The sequence below is a fragment of the Moorena sp. SIO3A2 genome, from assembly GCF_010672265.1.
Lineage (GTDB): Bacteria > Cyanobacteriota > Cyanobacteriia > Cyanobacteriales > Coleofasciculaceae > Moorena > Moorena producens.
Genome location: NZ_JAAHHC010000011.1, coordinates 365,946 through 392,335, shown reverse-complemented (window position 1 = coordinate 392,335; position 26,390 = coordinate 365,946). Strand labels below are relative to the sequence as shown.

Here is a 26,390-nt window from a genome sequence, read left to right as displayed (position 1 = left end):
TTACAGGTTGATATAGGGAGCAGGGAGCAGGGAGCAGGGAGCAGGGAGCAGGGAGCAGGGAGCAGGGAGTAGGGAGTAGGGAGTAGGAAGTAGGTAGTAGGCTGTATCGCTTTTATAATTAGGCAAAAACTCTAATATTTTTTTTGTATAGCTACACTAAATACCATTCCTATACTAACCACATTAATCTCTTATTTATGCCCTATTTACTATTATACCTCTTTTAAATTTCCTAATAAAAAAAAATCCTAAACCCCTTGACATTTAATTAATTTATTTATATATTAATAATATACTCCATTTAAAACTACTGTTGATCATGACTAAAAACATTCCGCCTAACTCCGATGACAATCAAACTCCTGAAAACCCTGGTCGTAAACCTAAGAAAGTCAAGTACGTTTTGATCGGTTCTCCTGAACAAGTTCGGAATACGATTAATGCCATCTATGGTCTGAAATACGCCTATCCCGACGAGTGGAGCACTCCAGAACCTACTGAAAAGCCTGGTGAGGTTATGACTTTTTTGATTCGCTATTTTTATGTAGACTAGGATAGGGTTTTGCCAGCGATGCAGCGCGGTCTTGGGGGTTTCCCCCATGAGCGACTGCATCAAGACAGGGTGTTTTCGCCCTGGCGACCAGGAATTGTGGCGGTTATGTTTAAGCTATCAGCTTATGCGCTACGCGCACGCTACGCGAACAGCTATCAGTGATCAGCAGTATCTAAATTTGAGTTGAGCTCCGCTGTATTTGTGGTGGCTTACACAATACAAATCGGTCAAGGATTGGGGTTAACCAAAACTTGACCGATTTTTTTTTATTGGTACAGCACTACCCATTAAATTTAGGACATTGATAGAAGCCGAAAAGCTAATACACGTGAACTTTTGCCTCTTGCCTTTTGCCTTTTGCCCTTGCCCGTAGCGCTATATTGGTACAGCACTACCCATTCAGATGTTTGACTTCTGACTTCTGACTTCTGACTTGCACAAGGGCTAGCTACTGCCAACACTCCTAGCCACACGAAAACCGACTTTGACAAAGGGGAAAAAGCGCACGTTAAAGTAGTCGGAGCGGAAGGCAGAACGGCACTCCGAAGGCAAGGTTTTCCACGAGCCGCCCCGCATAATACGATAGTTCAAAGGATTAAATCTATTACTCCAGACACTCCCATCTGTAGGGGCTCCTTTGTAATTATCATGGCAAGGATCCGCACACCACTCCCAAACATTGCCGTGCATATCGTATAAGCCAAAGCCATTGGGGGGAAAACGTCCTACTTCGGTAGTTTTTCTTTGAGAAGACCCTCTTGCTTCCTCTGCATAAGTATGGGAAGCATTATAATTAGCTAATTTACTGGTTATGGTCTCTCCATAATGGAATGGCGTGGTAGTTCCTGCTCTACAGGCGTATTCCCATTCCGCTTCACTGGGTAATCTGTATTCCGTTCCTGTATAGTCGGAAAGGCGTTCGCAAAATTCCACCGCATCTAACCAGTTTACTTGCTCTACTGGTCGATTGTCTCCTTTAAAGTGAGAGGGGTCTGGATCTAAGTCCCGCTTAATTTTTGGTAGGTTGGCCACAGCTCGCCATTGCCCCTGGGTTACCTGATATTTCCCCAGGAAGAAGGGTTGGACACTTACTTGGTGTTGAGGTCTTTCGCTGTCATCACTCTCCTTCTCACTTTCCGGGGAACCCATTAAGAAGCTTCCTGCTGGGATATACACCATCTCTAGGTCTACTCCATTCCCGAGATCTTGATTGAAATAACGCGCTTGCTGAGATTCTCGCTTGATTATTTCTCCTTTACGGTTAACTGTTACTACTTCAAAGGAAAACTGCTTGAAATTTGAGGCATTAGCTAAATTAGGCTTCTTGGAGCCTAATAATTGTCCAACCAAACGAACAAACCAATCTCTTGATTGCTGTAAGAATTTAGATAAAATTTGAGCATTTTGTGATGAATTATGTTGAGTATCACTATTGACTTTTTTGGTGAGTTTTTTATTAGTCAATAAATCAGAAGGGTTCTTAGCATTTCGTTTTATCCATTCTTTGAGTTTATCAATAATTTGTTTTTGAATTTTTTCATTTTTTAATAAGCCAACGACAAATTCTACAATCAGCGTTTCCTGATAATTTACTTGATATTTATCATCCAATATAGATAGAATTATATCTAAACTATCAGGGATTTCATATCTTGGATTATCTAATAATTTATCAGCCAAACAATCTTGATAAGCCTTTTGCATTTGCTTCATCAATTTGTTTTCCCTGGGACGCAATATCTCGACTAAACTAGTTGTAATTTTAAATTTTTCTTTGATTGCATTTAAGTCATAGTTAGATGGATTTTCTTTATGGGCTTTATCAATTAAATTTTCTAGATTATTCTTACTCTCAAAATGTAGTACTACTCGGTAAACAATTTTATGCAAATTTTCACCAATAGCTACCTTTTCTAGATTTTTATTAAACTTAATTTGTAGCCAAGATTCTAAGCTAGATTTACTAGGAAAAGCATGACATAGTGCTAACCTTATCTGCTCAAGGAGATAATCAGGAGTATGTGCTGGTGAATTATGTTGAGTATCACTATTGACTTTTTTGGTGAGCTTTTTATTAGTCAATAAATCAGAATGGTTCTTAGCATTTTTTATCCATTCTTTGAGTTTATCAACAATTGGCTTGGAAATTTCGCCAGTTTCTAATAAGCAAACGACAAACTTTACAATCAGCATTTCCTGATAATTTACTTGATATATATCAAGCAAATTAGATATAATGATATCTAAACTATCAGGCGTTTTATATGTTGAATTATCTAATGATTTATCAGTCAAACAAGCTTGATAAGCCTTTTGCATTTGCTTCATCAATTTGTTTTCCCTGGGACGCAATATCTTGACTAAACTAGTTTTAATTTTAGTTGTAATTTCAATTTTTTCCTTGATTGCATTTAATTTATAGTTAGATGGGTTTTCTTTAAGGGCTTTATCAATTATTTGTTTTAGTTCATTTTTACTCTCAAAATATAGTACTAATTCGTAAACATTTTCACGTAAATTTTCACCAATAGCTACCTCTTGTAACTTTATACTCAACTTCTTTCGTAGCCAAAGTTCTAAGTGAGATACACTAGGAAAAGCATCACACATTGCTAAAATTATCTGGTTAAGGAGATAACCAGGAGTATCTGCTGAGGTAGTAGATATTTTTGATCTGCTAGCAGCCGTTTTATTATCATCACTCTTCGCTTCTTCTACTAAATCTTCATTTTTGAGCAGTTGTTCAGCCAAACGAGCATACTCCCCTCCTAATCGCCGTAATACTTGAGCCTTTAGGTGTGCAAAGGCACGAATTTTTTCTTCCAATAAATCGTTACTTGCAGTTGCCGGTTTAAGTAAATACGCTTCAAATTCCTGTAATGATAACCCTAATTGATTAGCAACAAACTCAGATACTTTATCAATAACTGAAAGGGTTTTACTAATTGGTACAGAATCTACTAATAACTCCCTTACCCCTGGCTTAAAGTCGTACTCAATATAATCGGGATTTGAATCTTGATCTACAGGTTTTATAGACTGGAGCAGTCCACTCATAAACACCTCCGCTACATGAATTTGGGCGGATTTTGGTAGCAGGGTTTGCTGAATGAGTTGCACTACAGGTAAACTAACCGGAGCAGCTGCCATTAATCCAGCTAACCGACGCGCCATCGGAGAAGCCGTAGCACGAAATCGACTAACTAATGCTGGTGCTGTGAGTTGGGCTTGAGTAAGTTCACCATCTACTGCTATTCTCTGTGCTTGGGGCTTTTCGGATACATCAAAGTTAAACCCCACTGTACTAACATTCCCCTGACCAGCTATTACCTGTGACCACGCCAGTAGGGGGTAGGGTTCTAACGTAACCACGGGAACATTTATAGAGGATTTATTCTGAATAGACTTACTGTTCCCTGTTCCCTGTTCCCTGTTCCCGACTTCTAAAAGAAGTCCAATGTCATCTTCATCCCAAGGTTTAACAATCAACTGAGAATTGACAACTCCAGGACTAAGAGAATGCAATTGCACTGGTGTTTCTGAACCTAAAGCCGTGCGTTCCCAAAGCCGTTCAGGAAGTAGCTGAAGGATAGTCAGTAAACCATTGCGTCCCCACAACTCTAGCACTGGCTGAATTAATTGTCTGCGCCAAGCCACAGAAATACAATCACTAACCAATAGAATTAAACGTTGTTTCTTGGGGTCAATTAATACCTGGGGAGGATGGGGAGTGGAATCATACCGACCCGTGCTAGTTTGAGGAAATAAGTTGACTTTTGTTTCAGTAATCCTTAATTCCCAGGTGCGTACATCTCGAAACGCTCCATGATGCTTCACTAAATGTTGCAGTTCAATGATTGTCTGTTTCCAAACCGCAGTTGAACTAGTTTTTTCAACCACCAACGCTAACTCTAAGCATCTTTCGGAAGCAGGTTTCAGAACTGGAAGCCAAATTTTTGATTCGGCAATTTGGTAAACAGTAGCTTCTTCATCCAATATCGTTTCTGTAGCAGATGGGACGTTCCGCATTAACGGACGAAGTGCCCGTCCCAACGCCAGACTATTTCTCAATGCTACCGCTGCTGGGACTTTAATCGGAATTGCTTCTCTACTTTCTTTAGTCTTGTTAGGTTTGGAAAAGGGTAGATAAACATCAGCACCAGGTTTTTTGGCTTTAGGTGGTGATTTTTTGGTATCTGGTTGGATATTTGGAGTTTGATTTCGGGGTTGCTGTGATTGCTCTTGGGATACCGTTGATGCTTGCGATTGCTGCTGTGGTTGCTGTGATTGCTCTTGAGATACCGTTGATGATTGGGATGGCTGCTGTGGTAATGGCTGCTCTGGTTCCTCTGACTGGTCTATGGGCTGATCTAGATGAATAGCCAACCAAAAAATTTCTGCTATTTCCCGAGCAGTTAAATCAAATCCTGCTTGTTGTAGAATAGCGATCGCTTCTTCAATCATATCCCTTATATAGCAATTCTTCTAATCATGACCTACAAATCTCTGGGTTTTAGGGAGCAGGGAGCAGGGAGCAGGCAAGAGACAAGAGTGAAAAAATCCTGTTTACCTCATAGCTATGATAAACACTATATACTACTGAGAGACCGTAGCAATCGGTCAATTAACTTTGCTTTTTTCTGGTCTTTGTCTTCTTCTTGAGAGTCAACCATGGGAGAATCTTGTGTATTGACTGTGTTAGTTAACAGATAAATGGCATTGAGCAATTGGTCTGTAGCCAAGTCTCCTTTATCCCGTTGCTTGAGAAAGGTTTCAATAATCGGTTCTGCTTGTTCAAGAGTATCTAACCCTAAATGAGCTTTTACAATTGCTGCTAATTCCTCCTCATTTGGTTCCCGTAAATCTAATCGTAAACAGCGTCGTAAAAAAGCCGGGGGAAATTCCCTCTCTCCGTTACTGGTAAGGACTACAAAGGGAAATGCTTCACAGGTTACCTTTCCCCTGGGGATAGTTGTGGTTTGATTATCCCAGGTTTTGACAACAATGTCTGGAAACTGGTCACTGATTCGTGTTAATTCTGGGATATCAAATTCTCCTTCTTCAAAAATAGTCAATAAATCATTGGGTAAATCAATATCGCTTTTATCCATTTCATCAATTAATAATACCCTGGGGTAAGTTGAGGGTAGTAACGCTGTTCCCAAGGGACCCAATTGAATATATTTACCAATTTCCGCTAAATTATCTTTGCCCCTTCCTTGAGCATCTTGTAATCTACCAATGGCATCATAACTATAAAGTCCTTGCTGTAAATGGGAGCGAGTGGTAATATTCCAGCGTAACACTTCTCCTAATTGTAACTCTTGAGCGACTGCATAGGCCAAAGATGTTTTTCCTGTGCCTGGCTTTCCGGTTACTAATAAAGGACGACGCAGATACAACGCTGCATTAACTAACTCTATTTCCTCTGGCCTGGTCTGATAGGTTGTACCCCGTTCTTTTTTGTCAAATTTCCGCCAACTAGGAGGCTCAGGCAGGCGTTCAATTTCATTGTGTGGTTGTTCGGGAGTTCCGCGAAATATTTTCCAAGAGTTATTAGTCATAGGGAGATTTATTAGTCATATGGTTGTATAGTTAATCTGGGGTGGTAGTAGATAGGGGTCTTCCCACAAAAGAGCAAGATGGTGTCCGATATGTTCTTGTTTATTCCCTTCGCCAAAAGCTTCTGAACGTTGTTGTTTTACCTTTTCGGGAAGTTCATTTATTTTACAATTGAGTAATTTATCGAGTTCCTCTTGACAATTTATAGTTTTAAAATCATTCTTTTTCAGCCATAAAGCAACTGGTGTTGCACTCTCGTTAATTACTTCAATTATATTAACACATGGGGGGGTATTTGATTTTAATGCTATCGCTTTTTTTTTACTTCTTCTTTGTTCTAAATCAGCAAGCAATTTATTGTGATTATTAAAATTACTAACATCAACAAAAAAATCATGGCATTGAATTTCACAACTAGAGTTTAGTAGTTTCCAGTTTTCGATGCATTGTGTGTTGTAAGGCTTGTCATATTGTTTTTCTTCAGGATTATGATGAATATCTTTAAAAAAATGTTTAAAACGTTCCAGCGATCGAATATATACGTAATAATTGCTACCAATAGTACGTTCATAAAACCTAATTTTAATCTTAATTCTTTCAAAATCATGGTTCAATAGTTGATCAGGCAATACAAATACAATAATTGGATCACAGGAATAGTCTTTGTAAATTTGCCGCGTTAGAAAAAACTCCATTAAAGTTTCTAAATCTTTAAGAGAGAAGACATTTCCTTCAGATTCTCCATGAGCTGGTGGAGTCCCTAACAAAATAGCCTTTTTCTTTTGTGAATAATCATAATTACTTAGGTCAGCAATGAACCAAGCCGAGACTAAATAATTAGGTTGACGTTGTTGGTGATATTGCTTACTGGAATCTAGCTTGACAAGCAGATAAGGTTGTGCATCTAAGTTGGGTTGCTGACAAGTTTGATACTGACTGCTACTTTGAGGTAATAAATCAGAAGGGTTATTAGCATTTTTTTCTAACCATTTCTTGAGTTTATAACCAATTGGCTTGGGAATATCTCCAGTTTTCAATAAACGAGCGACAAATTTTACAATAATTTTTTCATTCTCAGTTGATTGAGGTATATCATCCAAGTTTTTTAGAATTTCAGCTAAACTGTCAGGGAGTTCATCTTCCCAATCATTCCATAAGTTATTAGGACAACAAGCTTGATAAGCCTGTTGCATTGCTTTGATAATATTTTTTGGTAAAGGAAATAATATGGAAAGTAAACTAGACGGAATTTTAAATTCTTCGGAATAGAGCTGTTTTAATTCATAATTACCTGGATTTTGGTTAAGTGCTCCATCAATTAATTTTGGCAACTTATTTTGAGCAACACAATAATTTAGTAATTCGTGAACGATTTGCTTTAAATTTCTACCGCTAGCAACCTCTTTCAGACTTATATTTAATTCATAAAGTACCATCATCTCTAATTTATCTTCATCAGGAAAAGCACTACACAGTGCGTTGTTTATCTTTTTGAGGAGATAGCCAGGGGGATTTCCAACATTCATTTACAGTTACTTCAATACTTTAAGGGATAGATTTTCCAAAAATTGATTACAACTCAATACAATAATAATCCAAAGAATTTTTTCCCGGACCTTGACTCCACCGTGAATCAGGTTTCCAAGCACCATTTTCTTTTTCCCGGCGGCGAGTGTAGACAGTAAGCTTTTTATCGTTAATTTTCAGTAGATTATATTGCCAGGGATAAGCGGATCGTAGTTCAAAGGTCGGTGCGCCAAAGGTGCCAGCACAAATTTGGTCGAGTTTCCGTCCAGATGGGCTGAGGTCGTAACGGAAAAGACTGGTTTCGGCTTTGTGGATGTGTCCGTGGAGGAACAAGCGAAATCCAGCAACGGCCAGTTGTTCGATGAAGCCTTTGTCAATAATGCGATCGCTTCCGTCACTATTGAGGGGATGGTGCCAAACCGCTATTTTCAAGGGGCAGTTGCGGTAGTCTGGGTTACGGCGAATCTTGGTCAGGGCGTTGGCCAGAGCACCGGAGTGGATGCTAGCACGGGTTTTGAAGTGATGATCCAGTTCCCAAGCGGAGTTTAGTCCTAGGATCAGCAAGTTTTGCTCTGGGAAATGGTCGATAATGGCTTGCTGGTCATAGTCGAGGGGATAGGGTTGACCTTTGATAGCTTGATAGAATTGGCTGAAGTGGGCAAACCGTTGTTGGTATTTGGCTTCATCTCGGACTCGAATTACATTTGGACTCTCTTCGATGTAGTGACCCTCTTTGGGTTTACCATCGTAGTCTTCGAGATCCAATAACTGATAACCCCGCTTTGCTAGTTCCCAATTGAGGTCATGGTTACCCGGAACTATAACAATTTTCTCTGGGTCTAGGGGGAAGTCTAGGCGGAGGTTGTCGAGAAACTGTTGTGCAGCCTCGTATTCTTCTGGAGTGGAATAATTCGCTATATCACCGGAGAGGATCAGAGCATCAAGGTTAGGGATTTGAAGTTCGTAGCTGAGGTCTTGGGCGAGTTGGTTTGACCAAAGGGTAGCTTGCTTAGGGGTGGTGATATGGAGATCCGAGAGGTGGAGGATATGTGTACTGTTGCCCGTCCCAGGGTCCGAATGCGGTTGGGTCGTAGCAGTAGCAAGATTCCACTCCTGGGCAAAGGCCAATAACGCTGGGTTACCTGGATTCGATTCACGGGCACGTTCAATTAATTTATCAACCCATCCTTCTGCTCGGGCAGCTTTAATTAACTTAAAAACAATTTCTTCTAAGTCATCTCCCATCGCAATAGAATCTAGATTTTTGTTTAATTTATATTCAACTAATTCAGCAAGTTTTTGTTTTGATGGGAAAGCATCAAGTAAAGCATTCGTTAATTGTTGATATTTCTTTCCATTTAGTTTCATAGTTCAGTTTAATTCTTCAGCAATAAAAAAATAAAATATAGCGTTTATTATTATACCTAATCTCTACTCTGTACTCCCTACTCCCTACTCCCGACTCCCGACTCCCTACTCCCTACTCCCTACTCCCTACTCCCTACGGGTGCATCTCATTTTTCCTGTTTGACACAGTGGTGCGTTACGGGGCGGGCTGTCCAAACCCTTGCTACGAATCAGAAAATGAAGCCCCCCCTAACGCACCCTACGCAACTTTTTTACAAATATGAGATGCTCCCTGCTCCCGACTCCCGACTCCCGACTCCCTGCTCCCGACTCCCGACTCCCGACTCCCTACTCCCTATAGTCTATTCAAAAAATAGCTTTCAGGAAAATATTCACTAATCATCATCACCGATTGGCGATTAGAAAAGACGCAATAGGTACGAAAAAGTAAATTTGCTTCCGGTTCAATCTCAAAATAATCAGCTAATTCGTTAGCTGGCTTTTTGCCAGTATCCACAATTTCTTTAAAGGTCTCGAATCTCTGCTCTCGCCAGATTTTGCCGATGGGAGTTTTAGTTTTCAGTAAATCTTTTTGAAAGTAATCATCTAGGCGATCAATAACAATAATTGACTCAGCATAGATATAATTCTTGCGACTTATTTTACCCTGTAATAGTATTTTTCTATCAAGTACTGAACTTCCTTTATCTAATTCCATTGGGTCGATATCATAAGTTGTTGTTACCAATTCTTCCGACAACTTAACTAGACGAATCTGTTCAAACAGATAGGCTTCCAACATATCTGTTACTGTGCCATCTGTCGTTAACAGAATTCTTTGGAAAATACTCAGATTCGAGGGGTCTATATAACTTCGAGTTAGGGATTGCTGTAGATCATTTCTCATTTTTAATAGCAATTTTTATTGGGGTGAGGTGTTAATTATTGGGTTTTAGGGAATCGGGAATCGGGAATCGGGAATCGGGAATCGGGAATCGGGAGTCGGGAGCGGTGCGACCCGTGGCGAATTTAATTCTTAATGCGGAAAGCGCACCGAGGGAGTGGGAAAAAATTATCCAAGCTCTTTCCTACTTTTCCCTGTTCCCTTCGCGTAGCGTGGCCCACGGCCTCAGTCCCTGCTTCCTTGATAGAAACGCTATATATAGCGTTTATTGCATGTATCAGGTACACTTATCAACCTCAAAGTCCCCCTTTTTAAGGGGGATTTAGGGGGATCCCTTTGTACCTCATGGGAAAGATAATTGCTATATATATCCAGCGCCACCTTTAGCTCTTTCCAGTTTTACAAATACTTTTTCAACAACAATTCCAACTTCTCCTTAGTTGCTTCTGGAGCCTGATCTAAGGGAGTGAAAATAGCATGCTTCAAGGCGGAATGGGCTTTAGAAACCGGTGGATTATCAACTAACCGGCGCACTGTTTCTTGAATCACCTTCTGAGCATTAATCGCATTGCGCTGTAGATTATCAAGTATCATATTCACGGTGACATGATCATGATCCTCATGCCAGCAATCATAATCGGTGACGAGGGCTAGGGTAGCATAGGCAATTTCCGCCTCCCGTGCTAACTTGGCCTCTGGCAAATTGGTCATGCCAATTACTTTTGCGCCCCAACTCCGGTAGAGATTAGATTCGGCCATGGTGGAAAATGCTGGCCCCTCCATGCACAGATAAGTGCCACCGTTATGTACGGTAACCTCTGGTAACTCCAAACTTGCGATCGCATCCACTAAAATTCCCGCCAGTTGGTTGCACACCGGGTGTCCAAACCCAATATGAGCCACAATCCCGTCCCCAAAAAACGTCGAAACCCGATTCTTCGTCCGGTCAATAAACTGATCCGGTACCAGCATATCTAAGGGTTTGACCTCTTCTTGGAGAGAACCCACTGCTGAGGCAGAGATGATATACTCCACGCCTAACTGCTTCATGGCATAGATATTGGCTCGGAAGGGTAACTCCGAAGGCATCAGATGATGATTGCGACCATGACGAGCTAGGAAAGCTACAGTAGTTCCTTCTAAGGTTCCCACCATCAAGGCATCGGACGGAGGACCAAAGGGGGTGTCAATGGGCACCTCCTGCACATCCTTGAGAGCAGCCATTTTGTAAAGTCCGCTACCGCCAATAATCCCAATTTGTGCTTTCACCATGGTGTTTGTTCTTACTCTGCCTCAGTCCAACGCTTTGTTATTTTACCTTAAATTGTATTAATTTTTGTTAAGGGGTAAGCATTCAGCCGTCAGCCGTCAGCCGTCAGCCGTCAGCCACAAGCCTTGGCCATTCGCGTAGCGTGGCCAAGGCTTGTGGCTGATAGCACCTCAAGTAGCACCATCTGTAGTGCATTAGCTGATACGCGACACGCTGATAGCTGATAGCTGACGGCACCTCAAGTAGCGTGCGCGTAGCGCTAATCGCTGTTCGCTGATAGCTGATAGCTGAATGCTTACGTTAAGGGATTTTAAAATACAGAGTGATGTTCCAATGCAATAGTTTTGCCTTATGTCTGACCAACCCCTAGGTAAACCCCGTCCTCTGGTAAAAGTGATGCTGCTATCCGTAGCCACATTAACGCTGTATTACGGTTGGTACAAGTGGATCATTCAGGAAGAGTTGCGAGACTATAACAATTCTGGTTGGTCCGGTAACCTGTGTTTACTACCGTTCCTTTTAGGTGTCGCCGTTCCACAAGCCTTATGGATATTAGATCCCGATGTGCCTGGGTGGTTTGGTTGGTTTTCCCTGGTCGGTATCGTTTGGATTTACATTGTGCAGTTCAGGCTTTACCGCACAGTTAACCAACTGTATCGACAAGAAGGACTCACAGAACCTCTGGTAGTGTGGTGGATTTTCATACCTGGTTTGAATTTAATTGTGGGATTAAAGCAAATTCATGTACTGAGCCAATTTTGGACAATGAAACAAGAAACTATACCGGACGGGGCTATTTTGAATTGAAGTAAAAAGCAGACTTGTTGAACTTTGGAATAGGGAATAGGGAACAGCGGATCTGGGAACAGGGGGAAGAATGTCTGTGTTGACAACAACGATAGACAGACATCAGCCATGTTGGTAATCGTTTACTACTCGATTCAACATTTCTGAGCAAATATTCCCGACTCCCGACTCCCGACTCCCGACTCCCGACTCCCGACTCCCGACTCCCGACGATTCAAACTAAAATCTTAAACCAAATCCACCTTGAACAGAGGCAGCCACGCCGCCACCCTCCCGATAGGCATCAAAAGCAATAATCGCATTACCAAACAAAACCGTTTGGCTATTAGGAATCATAAAATCAATACCAGGTTGTATAGCAAAACTTGTCTTATCTCCTACTGGTGAGGGAGAGTGACCGCTAGCAAATACAGCCCCTGCTCCCACGTAAGCATCGGTTTGCCAGTTAAGGGGGAAATCGTAGGAAATTGTTGGCACAATAGCAGTGCCAGCACCAATCAGGGCTTGTGTCCGGAAGGAAATGGGGATTTCTAGGAATTTGTAGCGAAACGCAATTAATCCACCAATTTGCTGACCTTCTCCATCATCATCCTTTGTAATACCAAACGTAGGACCGATTCCCACATAACTTCCGTAGGCAGCTTGAGCAAATGCTGGTTGCGACTTAATCATTAAACTAGCCAGACTCACCAGCACTAGCGTTCCTAGTGTGGACAATAAACCAATAGCATTACCCATTTCCTCAACTCCTCAATACCTAATTCTAATGATGGCTGCTTTCTCGCTTATCTTAGCTTAATTGCTGCGGTGAAACTAATATAGCAAAGGCAACAGGGAATAGGGAACAGGGAACAGAGGTAATAAAATTGAATATACCTCATAGCTATGAAAAACGCTATACAAACCTAATATACAGGTTGATGTTTGTTTTTTTTACTGTTGATAGTTAACTTGACATCAAACGCAATCAATTAAGCAATAACTATGGTGGTTAAGCGGGTTTTAAACTGAAGTCAACTCGAAGATAGTGAATCGACTCAGTAACTTTTGAATTTATGCGATCGCGTAGCGGATCTTACCGAGCATCGCGTAGCGGATCTTACCGAGCATCGCTAATTTTTTCTCTTGTTAAAAACTTTAGCCTACTTGATTTTTTCCCACTTGTTTATTACCACTTGTTTCTTCCTTGTTGGGTGCATCTCCTAAAAGCTTTTTGACCCGGTGGGTGGAACGGGCATCTTGCCCGTTACTGATAGCTGATAGCTGATAGCTTACCCCGACTCCCGATTCCCTACTCCCGATTCCCTACTCCCTACTCCCTACTCCCTACTCCCTACTCCCTACTCCCGATTCCCGATTCCCGACTCCCGATTCCCGATTCCCGATTCCCTGTTCCCTGTTCCCTACTCTAAAAGAGTGTCACAAACATCGAGGATGAAGTCCACCATAGGTACAAATATATCGAAGTTGCTGCTCATCTAAATTTTTAACATTAGCAAAATCAACCCCCTTGATCCGGGCTAAATTCGATTTAGGTGGAGGCAAAGTAATAAATTGATTAGCCTTAGTCTGTTTAGCCATAGCAAAGGTAACTCCCTTAAAATCTGCTCCAGCTAAATTAGCCCCTCGCAAATCCGCAGCACTGAGATTAGCGTAACGTAGCTTAGCATTGTACAGCTTAGCATTGCGTAAATTAGCCCCTACCAATTGGGTTGAATTGAAATCAACATTTTTGAGATTAGCATTACTCAAATTTGCCCTAGAAAGATTCGCTCCTTGCCAGCTTGATTGACTTAAATCAGCAGAAGAGAAATCACTCCTCACAGCACTAACTTTGCCCAAACGAGCACCATGGAGACTAGAGAGACTGAATTTTGCTTCCCCCAAATTGGCTCCTGTCAGGCTAGCATTTTCTAAGATAGCTCTACGGAAATCAGCATTAATCAACTGGGCACTGCTGAGATTGGCACCGATCAGGCTGCTGTTATAAAATCTAGCTCGGTTCAGGGTTGCCCCGATTAAATTGGTGCGATTCATCAAGACATTATCGAGAATAGCACCAGTGAGGTTAACTGCCCTCAGATCAGCTCCGCTGAAGTCGCTGACCCAATCATCAAAAGTGCCAAAATGTTGATCCTCACCAGGGCCATAGAAGCGACTACCCTGCAAATTAGCACCGGACAAATTAGCGTAGCGGAAATTAATGCCCGACAAATTCAGGTTGTCCAGAATTGGATTAAAATAGCCATAACCCTGATTAACCTTACTGAGGTTAATATAGCTCAGGTTAGCATTATGCACTTGACCGTCGTAGATAGTCAGAATTTTCGAGATAGCTTGCTTAGTTGCTCGGTGCCGCACCGCTAGCACTCCCCCAACCCCTGGTTTACCTTCCCTGGTTAGGGTTTTCTGGTCGTTTGCCAAAGATTGATTCAATATTCGTAGATGGGGAAGGGGTTGAACACCTTTACTGACCAAAGTTTGTTGGAGGGTATCAATCAAGCTAGGGGTATTTTCCTGACCCAGCAAATCCACCAGAAACGGTACAGCACGATGGTCGTCTATCCTACCTAGAGCCAGAATTGATCCCAAACGTTTTTCTTGAGCAGTGCTATCAGTAGAGCTTAATTGTTTCACTAAGGTCAGAAAGACCTCATTTTTCTGCTGATTGAACGCTCGCCAATTGGCCTGACTTTGAATATAGATTTGGGTTCCCACAAACGTGCCCAGTACAGAACCCATCCCGCCAAAGGTAACAATTAGCAGAGTAAGACCGGGATGTCGGCGCATCCACAACCAAAGATTGGGGGAGTGCTGTTGCGATAATGAGATCAGGGTAATGGGATTAACTGTTGCGCTACGGTAACCCGAGGTAGCTTCCTGGTGATTAGACCATTGCCCATCAGTTTCCTCCTCTAGCTCAACCTCTTCATACTCGGGTGTTGGGGAGGATTCAAAACTTGACCAGTACGGTAAGAGCAACCGAGAGGAATCCGAGACATAAGTTCCGGCTATGTAGTCGTGGAGGCTGCGATGTTGAGGATTTAATACAGAACAAAAACTCTCTGCCAATAGCATCAATCCTGCCAATCCCAACAAAATTAACAAGTCAGGAAACGCTCCAGTGTAGCGCCAGAGTAAATAAGCACTTCCGAGTGGTAATCCCCAGCGTCCCACTGCCTCACGCCACACCGCACCGATCAAACCAGGGGGTTTTCCCGAAGCGGTAACCACTCGCACTCCAAACCAACCTTTGGGAGTAGTTTGACCAGTTTTTCCCAGCAGATAAAGTTGCCATAGGGTTACTCCTACTGGCATCACTAACGAAGCACACCAAAAAAAATTGGTCAGGGGAGTGACTCGCTTGGTTAGTTGTAGGCGGGGGTAAGCTAGAGTTTTTGCGATCGCATTCTGGGTTGCCCCCAAAACTGGGTTAAGGGGAACCGGTTCTGCCTTCGAGTATTTTTCTGCATACAAACCAATCCCGTAAGGGAGCAATGCACTAGTAGTTACCAGCGATACTTCCAAAAGCGCTGCCACGCAACGCCTAGTCACCAGTGGCAGAACCAAGTTCAGTCGCAGCGGAAAATACCAGCTACCTTCTCGGTGTTGACCTGTTTTTAGAGTGGGGCTAGCCATATTTAATACTCAGGCTGCGATTTTTGGCTTTTTAATGACTGTGAACACTGATTTCAAGGATCAGTAAGCAAATAAGGGCGAGATTATCGCAGATTTTGCTTCATACCATTTTTTGGGGCAAACACCTGATGACTATATATAAGTACGTCCAGACTCAACCGGTTGAATACCGGCGAGAGCACTGATCCGCTATGAAATCAGCCTCATTATTATATAGCAGTTTTCAATTGGGTGAGGTACCCCGCCCTTGGGGTTAATGGGACTAGAGTAAGCATATGCGCTACGCGCAAGCTACTTGAGGTGCCGTCAGCCGTCAGCCGTCAGCCGTCAGCCTTTGACTGATAACTGATAGCTGATAGCTGATAACTGATAGCTTATAGCTGATAGCTGATAGCTGATAACTGATAGCTGATAGCTGATAGCTGATAGCTGATAGCTGATAACTGATAGCTGATAGCTTACCCGAAACAAATTTAATTCTAGATAGTCAAGTAATCTAGGACAAGTGTATTAGTAATAGATCACAAGACTTTAGGGGATGACAATGACTAAACTATTCCCACAGTGGATGATTGTTCCGATCACCATAGCTGTAAGCTTAAGTAGCGCTGGTGTCGCCAACGCCGAAACCATCAACCTTGAGCCTGGATTCCAGCCTGATCCCATCGTAGTTACTGGAAACTCTGGAGGATCAAATAAGAGCCAATGCGGTATGATTAGTACCCAGCCCAATCATGTCATTAATTTGAACCAAGATTTTACCTACTTGCGCTTCAACCTAGAAAGCCAAGGCCAGCCCACTCTATTAATTCAGGAGCCAAATGGTACCTCATGTACACAGGCCGATAATTTATCTGGGGGGAATATTGTTAAAATCGGGTATTGGGAGCAAGGCAGCTACTCATTCTACGTCGGCGATCGCAATGGTGAACAGCATCCTTATACTTTATCGATCACTAAAACTCCCTAGTACCAGGGTGCAGAACTCAAAGTTCAACACTCAATAATTATTGTAGGCAAGCCTTTTGGGTGCAAGCCTTTTCCCTGACAACTGCAGCGAAGTCTATGGGTGATTAGCGATTACTCTAATCTTCAATCTGCTGAACCGATATCTCAACCGCTTCCACATCAATCGTACCTGGAGCTGCTAAGCGGTTAAAATGTCCGTGTTCTATCTTCAAAACTTCCCCGCAACTGGGGCACTGACACTGGGTATTGTTAAACCCAGTCAACTCATAGGCACAGACTGGACATTTATCTTCCACTAGATTACGTCTGAGCCACCAGCGAACTCCAAACCAGGCAATCACTGGTGAGATGATTAAAAAAGCAATTAAAATCAAAAAACCATTGACTACCCATCCCAAGCCAACTGTGCCTAGCAAGAAACAAGTTAAGAAGAACGCTAGCCAACAGCCCATACCTGACAGGTTGAACTGAAACTGTCTCGGGGTATTTTGATTCACTGTTTTCTTTTAACAATAACAAATATGATCGGGTAGTTATATCCTAGTTCAGATTCGTCTTAACTTGAATAGAAATTACCCCTCGCTGCTTATGCTCCGCAAGGGGCGACTCAATTTTTACGCAGTATCGAGTAACTCTTTTAACTGCTTTGTCAGAGCCTCTTTACTAAATAACCCTAGGGATTGTTCTCGTAACCACTGACCATCACAGCGCTGATCCTCTCCCTTGAGAATTTCAATACAAGCCGCAGCCACTGCATCGGGGTCTCGATAGGGAACTTGCCAACCAAGCTGACCATCTTGCAAAGGATCAGCAGAACCATCAGAATCCCCAGAAAGGACAGGTTTACCACAAGCCATGGCCTCTAGGTATACAATCCCAAAGCCTTCTTGGGAGGGCATGACGTAGGCATCAGCCACTCGGTAATGTTCCACTAATTCTGGTGTAGGGACAAAACCAGCAAAGACCACCCGATCCCCAACACCCAAATCTTTGGCTAGCTGCGCCAGTCTCGGTTGATCATCACCACGACCAATAACTAGATATTTAACCTCTGGAAAGATTTTAGCGATCGCAGGAAGTGCTTGAATGGTAACATCAACTCCTTTATAAATATCCCCAGACCACAGACGAGCGACAGTCATCAACACCTTAGCACCAGTCAGACCATACTTTTCGATTAAGGCTGGTGATTTCAGACCAGGAGTAAACCTATTGCCATCAACAGCACAAGGCAACATCTTTACCTTTTCAGGATTTAGGTTATTGGCAGCACAAGCGCGATCGCGACTGTAACGACTGATTGTCCAAATTGCTGCTGCCCGGTCTAGGGCATTACGTTCTTTCAGGGGTAAGAGTTCCCAAACCTCCTTGCCATAAGTCAAAACTGTATAGGGAATCCCCAAACTATTGCACAACAGCTGAGTCAGGGGAGCCAGTTTGATATGACCGCAGAAAACGTGTTTGGGACGTTTTTGCCATAAATAAAACCCCAGCGCTATTGTTAAGCGAACACGCCCTAGCACAGGAGACTTGGTTTTCAGGTAATGGAATCTGAGTGGGTAGAGATCAAAGGGATTTTCACAACCTAGACCATCCCGCAGCAAAAATATTTCAGCGCTAGAACTGGTAACAGTCTTAGCAGCAACAGACAAATATGCCTCGAAAATATCTTTGACGTAGGATTGGATGCCCCCTTCACACTCAAAAATCTCTAGGAAAATGAATACGTAGTTAGATGCGGTTTTCTGTGTATCGCTCAAATTCGTTAGTTTTGAATTCGATTCACCTATCTTAGCCTCGAACTATTTCTAATAGCATTAGGGATATTAGGGAAAAACAACCAAGAACTTGTAGCCATGGCAGATACGCTTAAGATCCTACATTCCGCAGGCTGGTTGACTGACTTTAGATCATGGCGTAGGTTGGGTTGAGGCAACGAAACCCAAGACCAGTGAGGTTTTCATTGGGTTACCCTATGGCTAAGCGCTCCCTACGGGATAATCAGCATTTCAAGGGTCTTGTCAGTCAATCAGGGTTTCTATGTCTTCCCACCCCTGAGCACCTCCGATGGTGGCGCTCCAGCGCAATCATCACAATGCTCACAAATGGATGAAGTACTCCTTTGTTCCCTCACGGATCAGCCAGGTTCTCAAACTGATGGGTCAGAAGCTAGCTGAATCTGTTCACAATCGGTTGCAGGCAGCAGTGGCAAGGATTGGCGACTGGTTGCAGTTAAGTTAGTGGGGGTATCGAAGCCAAAAACCATTGGAAATTTTGAGATGACATCATCGGGTAAATCTGCGGGATTACTCCCGCTTCGTCCCCAAGGCACCGTGCGAGCGAGTCTCCAAGCACACGGCGCGCCCAACTTCTTTAGAACACGTTTTCTTTTGCGACTTACTTTTCCTTGAATCCGGGTTTGTACCTTTTGGCTTTTGTCCCTTCTTCTTGGAGGGTTTTTTTAATCCCATTTTTAGCATTTGTTGTATTTCGGGATTTGTCGCACCCAGGGCATGGATTGAGTGATGGCAGTCATTGTGTAAGTATATTAAATTGTCATACTTATCTGTGCCGCCATCCTTTTTTGGTGTTATGTGATGTAGATGCACATTATCATACCTTCCAAGGGTTTGATTACAGACAGGACATATGTAGTTCTGTCTGTTTGCTATTTTGTTTTTTCCGTTGGATAGTCTATTTCTTGCGGTCTTTTGTTTCTGTTTATTTTCCCTCTTTTCCCAGTATTCTTTGAGTTCTGGGTCGTCCGGGCTATGAGTATGTGTGACCTGGGTGTGTCTTTCGATATTGACCCATGCAAGCTTAGTCAGATAAACTTTCCTTTCTCCAAATACCCATTTATCGTCTCTTCCGGGACATAATTTACCGAAATACTTCTTGTACAACCATTCCCGGGATTTTTGATGCTTTCTTAATCCCCATCTTGTTAACTTCCAGAATATGTAGCTGTCAATCTTATTGAATATTTCTGAAGATACTGCTCCGCTGTGGTAATTTCCCCACCCTCTTATAATCGGGTTGAGTCTTTTGATTACCACTTCCTGTGGAGCTGATCGTACCTTCTTGAATTCCTCTTTAAGTTTGGTTTTAAATTTCGCTACATTCTTATCTGAAGGTTTAATGATGGTTATATACCCTGATTTTCTTGTACTGGTATTATGTTTCCTGAAGTTCCACCCCAGAAAATCAAATCCGGTGGTCAAGTGGGATATTCTAGTTTTTTCGAAGGATAATGTTAGTCCTTTTTTGGATAACCACTCTTCAGCGATTTTCAATGCATTCACCGCATCTTCTTTGCTTTCGGTGAGGATTACAAAGTCATCGGCAAAGCGGACGTAAGTCCTTGGTGTCCTATTTTTCCAATTTCCGCCGTTTTTGGCTTTCTTGTCTTTACACCAGTAGTATTTAATACCTAGTTCCTTTTCTAATCCATGGAGAGCTATGTTGGCGTATAGTGGACTGATTATCCCACCTTGTGGTGTTCCTTGTTCGGTATCGTAGAATGTCCCTTTGTGGATGTATCCTGCTTTGAGCCATTCTTTTATGAGTTTGGTTGCTGGAAAGCTACCGATTGCTTCCAATAGTGGTTCATGTGCAATATTATCGAAGCATCCTGAGATGTCCGCGTCTACTACCCACCATTTTTTATTATTCTCTCCTTTGATGTTTAGGAATATCCTCTGTCTGGCGTCATGGGTACTTCTTCCAGGTCTGAACCCGTATGATACTGGTTCAAACATTGCTTCCCATGATGGCTCAAGTGCATTTTTGACTATACCTTGTAGGCATCTGTCGGTTATGCAAGGAATCCCTAATGGCCTTTTCTTTCCATTGGATTTTGGGATGTAGATGCGTTTGGTTGGTATTGGCTTCCATGTCTTATATGTGGTGAGGGAATCGACCATTAGACCTCTTTCCGCAGGGTTTAATTTTTTCTTTCCGTCTATCCCTGCTGTTTTTTTACCACTATTTACTTGGGTTGCTTGTTTGACTGATATCAGGATATTGGAATAGCTACGGAGAGCTAGTCTTTGTAGTTTGTTGACCTTTTTCCAATTACCCTCACGTGTCGCTCTGAAAATTCTACGTCTAAGTTTCCTGACCGTCCTGTAGGCACGTTTCCAATTGATAGCGTGCCAGTCAGTGGTTTGTTTAGTTACGATACCGTTCCCGTAAGGTTGCGGTTCTATCTTTTCCATATACAATTAAGGTACTTACGTATTATTTCCCTAGCTCGAAGTCAGTTCTGAAATTCAGCACTCTTTCAAGTTAAGGGATTTCCCTCTATCCAACCAGTTATATACTTTCGTATTTTCCTGTTGCCTTTCGGCTGTTGGCTTTTGCTTGGTTCAGTCTTCTACCGGGCTGAGAGTTATACCTCCTCTTACGATTTGGCTACCTACATCAATCGACCTAGATCTAGGACTCAACCTCGGCTTACCTGTTGACACACTAAGAAGTTACGAATCTGAGGTTGCCGCCTATACACCGAGTCCAAAGTGGGATTCGATTGCCCCTTTAACGCGAGGCTAATCCAGGAGCTTACACCTTCCATTGCCGCTTTATCGGAAAGTGTCTATCGTAACGATGCCTTGTAGTGGCGATTCATCACTTTTCAACCAAATGATTCTTTTCCTAACCCAACAACATCTTCTCCACGGCATGTAAAGATTTGTTGCGCATTCCCCTCTAGCTCTGAAACCTAGTGATTCGGGAGTGTCGTAGCCTTAGCCGCGATATCCATCTCACTACGCTCCTTCGGGTGGAAACTAGTCTGAATCCAAGACTAGGAAAGGGTTCTAGCCTTTCACTTCCAAGAGCGCCTTTCAGTCGCCCGGTTATTTCATATTATGGGTTCATTTTTCTTGCGTTTACCCTGATACAATTCTGGCTTGATGGTGTACAATCAGGGGAAAAAGTTCAATGTTGTGTGGGCAAAAGTGAAAATTATTACAGAAGCCAGTAGCAAGAGGTTAATATGATTGTATTAAGTGAATATTTAAAAAGCCTTGCAATTCTAGGAGGAATTATTGCGGTATTATATGTTATCACCTTTGTGATTCTTCCGCCTATATTTCGTCGATTCTCCTCTGACGCAGCAATCACAAGCTTAAAAATTATACGTCAACCTTTATTATTATTTGTACTACTTTTACGAATTCAAATTTCATTAATTCCTAAACTTAAACTAAGCGAAAATTATGAAGTTTGGGTAAATCGAGGATTAACCGCTGCAATGATTGCGATAATCACTTATGTCACCGCTCAAATTTTAACTAAAGTTATTCTCTACTACTTAAAGAAGTATTCAGAGCAAACAGAAGCCATGTGGGATGATGTTTTGCTTCCCATTCTTCAAGGCATCTTGCCTATTTTAGTCTATGTTATTGGCGGCTCACTATTCTTACAAACTTTAGGAATAAACGTGGCTGGAGTCTGGGTCGCCCTTGGAGGAGCATCTTTTATTCTTGGCTTTGCATTCAAAGATTCCCTCGCCAATTTTCTGAGCGGTTTGGTTTTATTAGTCGATACTCCTTTTCAATTTGGAGATGTGATTTTACTGTCTTCCGGTCAACTTGCAGTGATCAAAAAAGTTGGTTTGCGAGTTACTCATCTGTATGTTGTGAGTAACCACAGTGATGTCTACCTTCCTAATTCTACCTTTGAAACAAAAGAAATTGTTAATCTCACTCGTCCAACTCCCCATTATTACGATCAACTGGAACTTCCGATCATGTCAACAGTTGATCCCGGTCAAGCAATTCAGTTGATTGAAAACGTGATCTTAGCTCACCCCGACACAATGGGACTAATCGATCGCAAGCTTGAACTTTTAGAAAAGTTTTATGGATTTTCTAAGCCGGGAATCAGAGCAGAACAGAAGCGAAAAGTGGGTTTAATCCGGTTAAAAGCAGAACAAAAAGTGAATCATAAGTTAGAGGAAATTGAAAATGCGTTTGATCGCTTGTCCGAGCAAGTGGATCGGTTTGAAAATGAAGGCTTAGAATACAGTGAAATCCGTATAATTCAGGGAGATTATTTGAATATTTGTGAGCAAATGGGTTTATCGACACAAGCGGTTCGTTTGGGAAATCGTCAACGAAAATTAACTTTAGAAGAAGGAGAGCATGCCCAATCTGGAGGAGACTCCCTGATTGGTTTAGTCAGAGAATGGTATAACACCTGGTGCAAAGATCCAGATTTGTTGTTAGAAGATCATAAATTACTGCGCGAGTCTTGGGAACAAAAAATTACCATTCTTAAGCGCAAAGCCAATCAATTATGGCTGAGAGCGAATAATCTCTCCATTGATGATACCCGATTTGATGATGTTGTTGATGATCTGATTATGTGGTTACAAGAACGATTTAAACGCTCCCGCATCGAATGGCAAAATCCGAAAATTTGGATGGAAGAAATTAAGATGGTGGGAGGATCACAAATGGACTCCAACAAAGTTTTGACTGTCAAGTTTTTTGTAGATGATATTAAGCTAGAACACTGCGAGCGGGGAAATCGTGTCAAAAATGAACTTTATCGGGAACTAATTTGGCAACTCAGACAAGCTTATCTAGCCAAATAAAGCGATTGCGATCGCCGGATTGCATCCCCTATTAGGCGTAGGTAGTGGTACACAAGTAGTGACTTTAGCTCCCGTTACCTTGACCAGACCCTAGCCAAATCACTACATCTTTACCATTACCTAGGCGTAAATAGAGTTAGGGGTCATGCATGAAGCTTCCACCACCTGGCTAACCGAGGTGGTGGTGTCCTATGCTAATCTGGAACTACCGCTAGTCCACAGATCACACAAGCACGCCCAGCTTCTAGGCGGTCGTCGAGATCTTTTGCTGGAACGACCCTCGTTGCCATTTCTGCGAACGAGTTTAAGTACACCTCTAGCCCCGATGTTGTAAGCGCCGTTGAGGTCGGCATTGAAACACTTACCTGATAAGAAGGTTGCTAGGGAGTAATTTCTTGAATTTCGTTTAACCGTACCGGAGCCATCGTAGGCCAGTTTGGAAGTGTAAGCAGCCACGACTTCTACAACTTTTCCGCCAAGTTCAGTCCACTTCATTTCTGTGAAATCACGAATTTTAGCTTTGAGCCACCCGTGAAATTTCTGCCTCAGGTTAGATCTCTTTTTTCCACCTTTAGGCTTCCATCCTTTGAGGTTCTCAAACACGATTGCTAAGGCCGTAGGCCACGCTACGCGAACAGAATTGAATTTCTCAGCAATCTCAACAATTCGTTTAGAAACTATATGGCTAATTTGGTTGTTGATTCTTTGGCATTTTTGGTAGGTCAAACAGCAGAAACCTTTATGAAGTTTCCCCCCTTTGCCCATAGTCTTGGAGGCTCGGACGGATACGGATCTTAGTCGTTTGTCCCTACGGTCTATGTCTCTTCCGGGGTGAACGAAATCACGGTGGATTACAGTGCCGGTGTGGGTTACAACTGCTATTGTTGCGGTGGTATTGATGCCTAGATCTACCGCAGTAACGTTGCCTTCTGGCTTGCGCTTTTCTGGCTTGCAAGCAAATGGAACAGATAAATGACAGTACCTATCATTGAATATCAATGACGGGGACATGATTTTGTTAGTCCCACAGGTGTGGCGGTTTCTTAATCCGGTAATTTGAACTTTCGTCCAGTCCCAGTTTTTACCATCAAAAACCTTAATTTCTACTTGGTCGAAACCATGTAACTTATAACACTGTCCTTTGTATAAAGCAGGATAGCAACCAGTCCCAGCATTTAGTTTTGGTGGCTTACTATCTTTTCTTTTTCTGTTTCCAGATTGCCAGTCCCTATAACGAGTGACATAGCTACTAACCTGTCCCGCCGCAAACGAGATCGCAGCCCGACGGTAGTAGCTGGGAAATTTGTAAAAAGCTTGATTGAACTGAGGGTATTTTATATTAGGTCGCTTGGCGGTTTGATGCATTAGCCGCTCTACAGCAGGAGTTAATTGATCTGCTGTCAATCCACCAAGTTCAGACCAGTGAGTGTAGATGATACCAACCAAATACTTGCAAGCCTGACGATAAACTTTGACCGTCTCCGCAAATAATTCTTTTTGCGAGGGAGAAGGATTAAGCTTCCACTTATCAGTTCTGATCACTTTGGTTGGTGTCTTCACTAATATAAAACAACTATATTAACTAATATATTAACCTATGAAAATATAGATTGCCAGAGGTTTTTTATTGTTTATTTTTTTGTTACTGGCGTGGACTAACCCCCACCTGAACGTTCGCGTAGCGTGGCCTGCGGCCAGGTGGGGGAATGCGTCTCACGTCTTGTTCAAAAATACCATAGCTCTGCGAGCTAAGCTGCGGAATGTAGGTTAAGATACTTGGCACGGAGGAAATTCTTGGAAATTGCTATCAAACAAAAATCCCACGTACATTGAGCCGTGGGATTTTCAGAAAAGCTTTTTTTTAATGACTAATCACTAACCACTCGAAATCCCACAAACTCTAGTTCAAACTCTAGTTGTAGGATGAGACTGATGGTTAAGCGAATCTTAAAACAGACCCCAAGTCAAAGACTGATCAATGGGTAAGGTAGCACCAACACCAAGCCAGATGGTGACTAGGGTACCAAATAAAAATACCGTAGTTGCCACTGGACGGCGGAATGGGTTCTGGAATTTGTTCACACCTTCGATGAAGGGAACCAGCATCAGACCCAAGGGAACTGATCCCATAGCAGCAATACCCAAAAGTTTATTAGGGAGAATCCGCAAAATTTGGAAAACAGGATATAGATACCATTCCGGGAGGATTTCTAAAGGTGTGGCAAAGGGATCGGCTGGTTCACCAATCATAGCTGGATCAAGCACAGCTAAACCAATGCATAGAGCAATGGAACCCATGATTACCACTGGGAAAACGTAGAGGAGGTCATTAGGCCAAGCTGGCTCGCCATAATAATTATGGCCCATCCCCTTGGCTAGTTTGGCACGTAAAATTGGATCGTCTAGATCCGGCTTTTTAAGAACTGACATTGCTTAAATTCTTCTCCTTAATAAGTAAAGGTAAGCAGGTGGCAGCAGCAAGGTTTGCATTTAGTTTTAACACTTTCCTGACTTTTAGTCAGTACAGATTTACAACGGACCAGAAATGCCCTGTTTGCGAATCATCAGGAAGTGCAGCAGCATGAAGACAGCGATAAACCAGGGCAGCACAAAGGTATGTAGACTGTAGTAGCGACTCAGAGTACCCTGACCTACACTAGTACCACCCCGCAGCAGTTCGACGATTAAAGAACCAACCACGGGAATAGCTTCAGGAACGCCAGATACAATCTTGACCGCCCAGTAACCAACTTGGTCCCAAGGCAAGGAGTAGCCAGTCACACCGAAGGAGACGGTAATTACTGCTAAAACTACCCCTGTCACCCAGGTCAGTTCACGGGGCTTTTTGAAACCACCAGTCAAATAGACCCGGAAGACGTGCAAAATCATCATCAGCACCATCATGCTGGCAGACCAGCGGTGAACAGAGCGGATCAGCCAGCCGAAGCTCACGTCAGTCATAATGTACTGTACAGAGCTAAATGCTTCAGCGACCGTCGGCTTGTAGTAGAAGGTCATGGCAAATCCAGTGGCAAACTGGATTATAAAGCAAGTTAGAGTAATTCCACCCAGGCAGTAAAAAATATTAACGTGGGGAGGTACGTACTTTGAAGTGATGTCATCGGAAAGTGCCTGAATTTCCAGACGCTCCTCAAACCAGTCGTATACTTTCGAGTCAGTGATTTGCTTAGAAAACATGAGGCCAGAGTTT

The 26,390-nt window shown here is 42.5% G+C and carries 24 protein-coding genes; 8 read left to right on the top strand and 16 right to left on the bottom strand.

Going from position 1 to position 26,390, the window contains the following annotated elements; translation table 11 throughout:
• Positions 1-126 carry a hypothetical protein gene (locus F6K64_RS15630; RefSeq protein WP_287265785.1) on the bottom strand — a complete coding sequence of 42 codons (126 nt, stop codon included), beginning with the start codon at positions 124-126 and terminating at the stop codon, positions 1-3.
• A gap of 193 nt (positions 127-319) precedes the next feature.
• Between F6K64_RS15630 and F6K64_RS15625 the strand changes: the two genes are divergently transcribed.
• A complete protein-coding gene (locus F6K64_RS15625; protein ID WP_009149134.1) occupies positions 320-553 on the top strand; it encodes a hypothetical protein in 234 nt (77 codons plus the stop codon).
• Positions 554-571: 18 nt separating this feature from the next.
• Positions 572-715 (top strand): hypothetical protein, encoded by a 144-nt coding sequence (locus tag F6K64_RS15620; protein ID WP_287265784.1) that lies wholly within the window; start codon positions 572-574, stop codon positions 713-715.
• Positions 716-997: 282 nt separating this feature from the next.
• On the opposite strand, the gene F6K64_RS15615 is transcribed toward F6K64_RS15620, so the two are convergent.
• The 4 genes from F6K64_RS15615 to F6K64_RS15600 form a co-directional block, all read right to left on the bottom strand.
• On the bottom strand, positions 998-5,017 hold the full coding sequence (locus F6K64_RS15615; protein ID WP_287265783.1) for an SAV_2336 N-terminal domain-related protein: 4,020 nt from the start codon (positions 5,015-5,017) through the stop codon (positions 998-1,000).
• 125 nt (positions 5,018-5,142) lie between these two features.
• On the bottom strand, positions 5,143-6,117 hold the full coding sequence (locus F6K64_RS15610; RefSeq protein ID WP_287265782.1) for an AAA family ATPase: 975 nt from the start codon (positions 6,115-6,117) through the stop codon (positions 5,143-5,145).
• A gap of 15 nt (positions 6,118-6,132) precedes the next feature.
• Positions 6,133-7,641, bottom strand: a complete 1,509-nt coding sequence (locus F6K64_RS15605; protein WP_287265781.1) for a VMAP-C domain-containing protein — start codon at positions 7,639-7,641, stop codon at positions 6,133-6,135.
• Positions 7,642-7,687: 46 nt separating this feature from the next.
• Positions 7,688-9,010 carry an effector-associated domain EAD1-containing protein gene (locus F6K64_RS15600; protein ID WP_287265780.1) on the bottom strand — a complete coding sequence of 441 codons (1,323 nt, stop codon included), beginning with the start codon at positions 9,008-9,010 and terminating at the stop codon, positions 7,688-7,690.
• A gap of 216 nt (positions 9,011-9,226) precedes the next feature.
• On the opposite strand from F6K64_RS15600, the gene F6K64_RS15595 reads away from it, so the two are divergent.
• Positions 9,227-9,388, top strand: a complete 162-nt coding sequence (locus tag F6K64_RS15595; protein ID WP_287251773.1) for a hypothetical protein — start codon at positions 9,227-9,229, stop codon at positions 9,386-9,388.
• Here F6K64_RS15595 and F6K64_RS15590 read toward each other — a convergent pair.
• On the bottom strand, positions 9,345-9,896 hold the full coding sequence (locus F6K64_RS15590; protein ID WP_287251774.1) for a chorismate--pyruvate lyase family protein: 552 nt from the start codon (positions 9,894-9,896) through the stop codon (positions 9,345-9,347). The genes F6K64_RS15595 and F6K64_RS15590 overlap by 44 nt on opposite strands.
• 38 nt (positions 9,897-9,934) lie before the next feature.
• On the opposite strand from F6K64_RS15590, the gene F6K64_RS15585 reads away from it, so the two are divergent.
• Positions 9,935-10,219, top strand: a complete 285-nt coding sequence (locus F6K64_RS15585; protein WP_287251775.1) for a hypothetical protein — start codon at positions 9,935-9,937, stop codon at positions 10,217-10,219.
• A 73-nt stretch (positions 10,220-10,292) separates the two neighbouring features.
• Here the strand turns inward: F6K64_RS15585 and F6K64_RS15580 are convergent, their stop codons facing one another.
• Positions 10,293-11,165 (bottom strand): S-methyl-5'-thioadenosine phosphorylase, encoded by an 873-nt coding sequence (locus tag F6K64_RS15580; protein WP_287265779.1) that lies wholly within the window; start codon positions 11,163-11,165, stop codon positions 10,293-10,295.
• Positions 11,166-11,514: 349 nt separating this feature from the next.
• On the opposite strand from F6K64_RS15580, the gene F6K64_RS15575 reads away from it, so the two are divergent.
• Complete coding sequence (locus F6K64_RS15575) at positions 11,515-11,970, top strand: hypothetical protein (RefSeq protein ID WP_009149151.1); 456 nt, start codon at positions 11,515-11,517, stop codon at positions 11,968-11,970.
• A 219-nt stretch (positions 11,971-12,189) separates the two neighbouring features.
• On the opposite strand, the gene F6K64_RS15570 is transcribed toward F6K64_RS15575, so the two are convergent.
• The 3 genes from F6K64_RS15570 to F6K64_RS15560 all read right to left on the bottom strand — a co-directional run bounded on the left by F6K64_RS15570 (position 12,190) and on the right by F6K64_RS15560 (position 16,080).
• Positions 12,190-12,708: a hypothetical protein gene (locus F6K64_RS15570; protein ID WP_009149152.1), complete on the bottom strand. Its 519-nt coding sequence runs from the start codon at positions 12,706-12,708 to the stop codon at positions 12,190-12,192.
• Between the two features lie 681 nt (positions 12,709-13,389).
• Positions 13,390-15,609, bottom strand: a complete 2,220-nt coding sequence (locus F6K64_RS15565) for a pentapeptide repeat-containing protein (RefSeq protein WP_009149153.1) — start codon at positions 15,607-15,609, stop codon at positions 13,390-13,392.
• Between the two features lie 327 nt (positions 15,610-15,936).
• The gene (locus F6K64_RS15560) at positions 15,937-16,080 is read right to left on the bottom strand and encodes a hypothetical protein (RefSeq protein WP_287265777.1); all 144 of its coding nucleotides are present in this window, start codon (positions 16,078-16,080) and stop codon (positions 15,937-15,939) included.
• A 73-nt stretch (positions 16,081-16,153) separates the two neighbouring features.
• Here F6K64_RS15560 and F6K64_RS15555 point away from each other — a divergent pair, with 73 nt between their 5' ends.
• Positions 16,154-16,579, top strand: a complete 426-nt coding sequence (locus F6K64_RS15555) for a hypothetical protein (protein WP_009149154.1) — start codon at positions 16,154-16,156, stop codon at positions 16,577-16,579.
• A 115-nt stretch (positions 16,580-16,694) separates the two neighbouring features.
• Here F6K64_RS15555 and F6K64_RS15550 read toward each other — a convergent pair whose 3' ends face one another.
• Together F6K64_RS15550 and F6K64_RS15545 are read right to left on the bottom strand one after the other, a co-directional pair.
• Positions 16,695-17,075 carry a hypothetical protein gene (locus tag F6K64_RS15550; RefSeq protein ID WP_009149155.1) on the bottom strand — a complete coding sequence of 127 codons (381 nt, stop codon included), beginning with the start codon at positions 17,073-17,075 and terminating at the stop codon, positions 16,695-16,697.
• A 117-nt stretch (positions 17,076-17,192) separates the two neighbouring features.
• A complete protein-coding gene (locus tag F6K64_RS15545) occupies positions 17,193-18,338 on the bottom strand; it encodes a glycosyltransferase family 4 protein (protein ID WP_287265775.1) in 1,146 nt (381 codons plus the stop codon).
• A 349-nt stretch (positions 18,339-18,687) separates the two neighbouring features.
• On the opposite strand from F6K64_RS15545, the gene F6K64_RS15540 reads away from it, so the two are divergent.
• Positions 18,688-18,819: a hypothetical protein gene (locus tag F6K64_RS15540; protein ID WP_287265774.1), complete on the top strand. Its 132-nt coding sequence runs from the start codon at positions 18,688-18,690 to the stop codon at positions 18,817-18,819.
• A gap of 65 nt (positions 18,820-18,884) precedes the next feature.
• On the opposite strand, the gene ltrA is transcribed toward F6K64_RS15540, so the two are convergent.
• Complete coding sequence (gene ltrA / locus F6K64_RS15535; protein ID WP_009149158.1) at positions 18,885-20,795, bottom strand: group II intron reverse transcriptase/maturase; 1,911 nt, start codon at positions 20,793-20,795, stop codon at positions 18,885-18,887.
• 779 nt (positions 20,796-21,574) lie between these two features.
• Here ltrA and F6K64_RS15530 point away from each other — a divergent pair.
• Positions 21,575-23,179 carry a mechanosensitive ion channel family protein gene (locus tag F6K64_RS15530; protein ID WP_009149160.1) on the top strand — a complete coding sequence of 535 codons (1,605 nt, stop codon included), beginning with the start codon at positions 21,575-21,577 and terminating at the stop codon, positions 23,177-23,179.
• Positions 23,180-23,368: 189 nt separating this feature from the next.
• On the opposite strand, the gene F6K64_RS15525 is transcribed toward F6K64_RS15530, so the two are convergent.
• From F6K64_RS15525 to petB, 3 genes are all read right to left on the bottom strand, one after another.
• Complete coding sequence (locus F6K64_RS15525) at positions 23,369-24,739, bottom strand: zinc ribbon domain-containing protein (RefSeq protein ID WP_009149161.1); 1,371 nt, start codon at positions 24,737-24,739, stop codon at positions 23,369-23,371.
• Positions 24,740-25,126: 387 nt separating this feature from the next.
• Entirely contained in the window at positions 25,127-25,609 is a 483-nt protein-coding gene (petD, locus tag F6K64_RS15520) for a cytochrome b6-f complex subunit IV (protein WP_009149162.1), read from the bottom strand.
• Positions 25,610-25,708: 99 nt separating this feature from the next.
• Positions 25,709-26,377 (bottom strand): cytochrome b6, encoded by a 669-nt coding sequence (gene petB / locus F6K64_RS15515; RefSeq protein ID WP_009149163.1) that lies wholly within the window; start codon positions 26,375-26,377, stop codon positions 25,709-25,711.
• Positions 26,378-26,390: the final 13 nt, after the last annotated feature.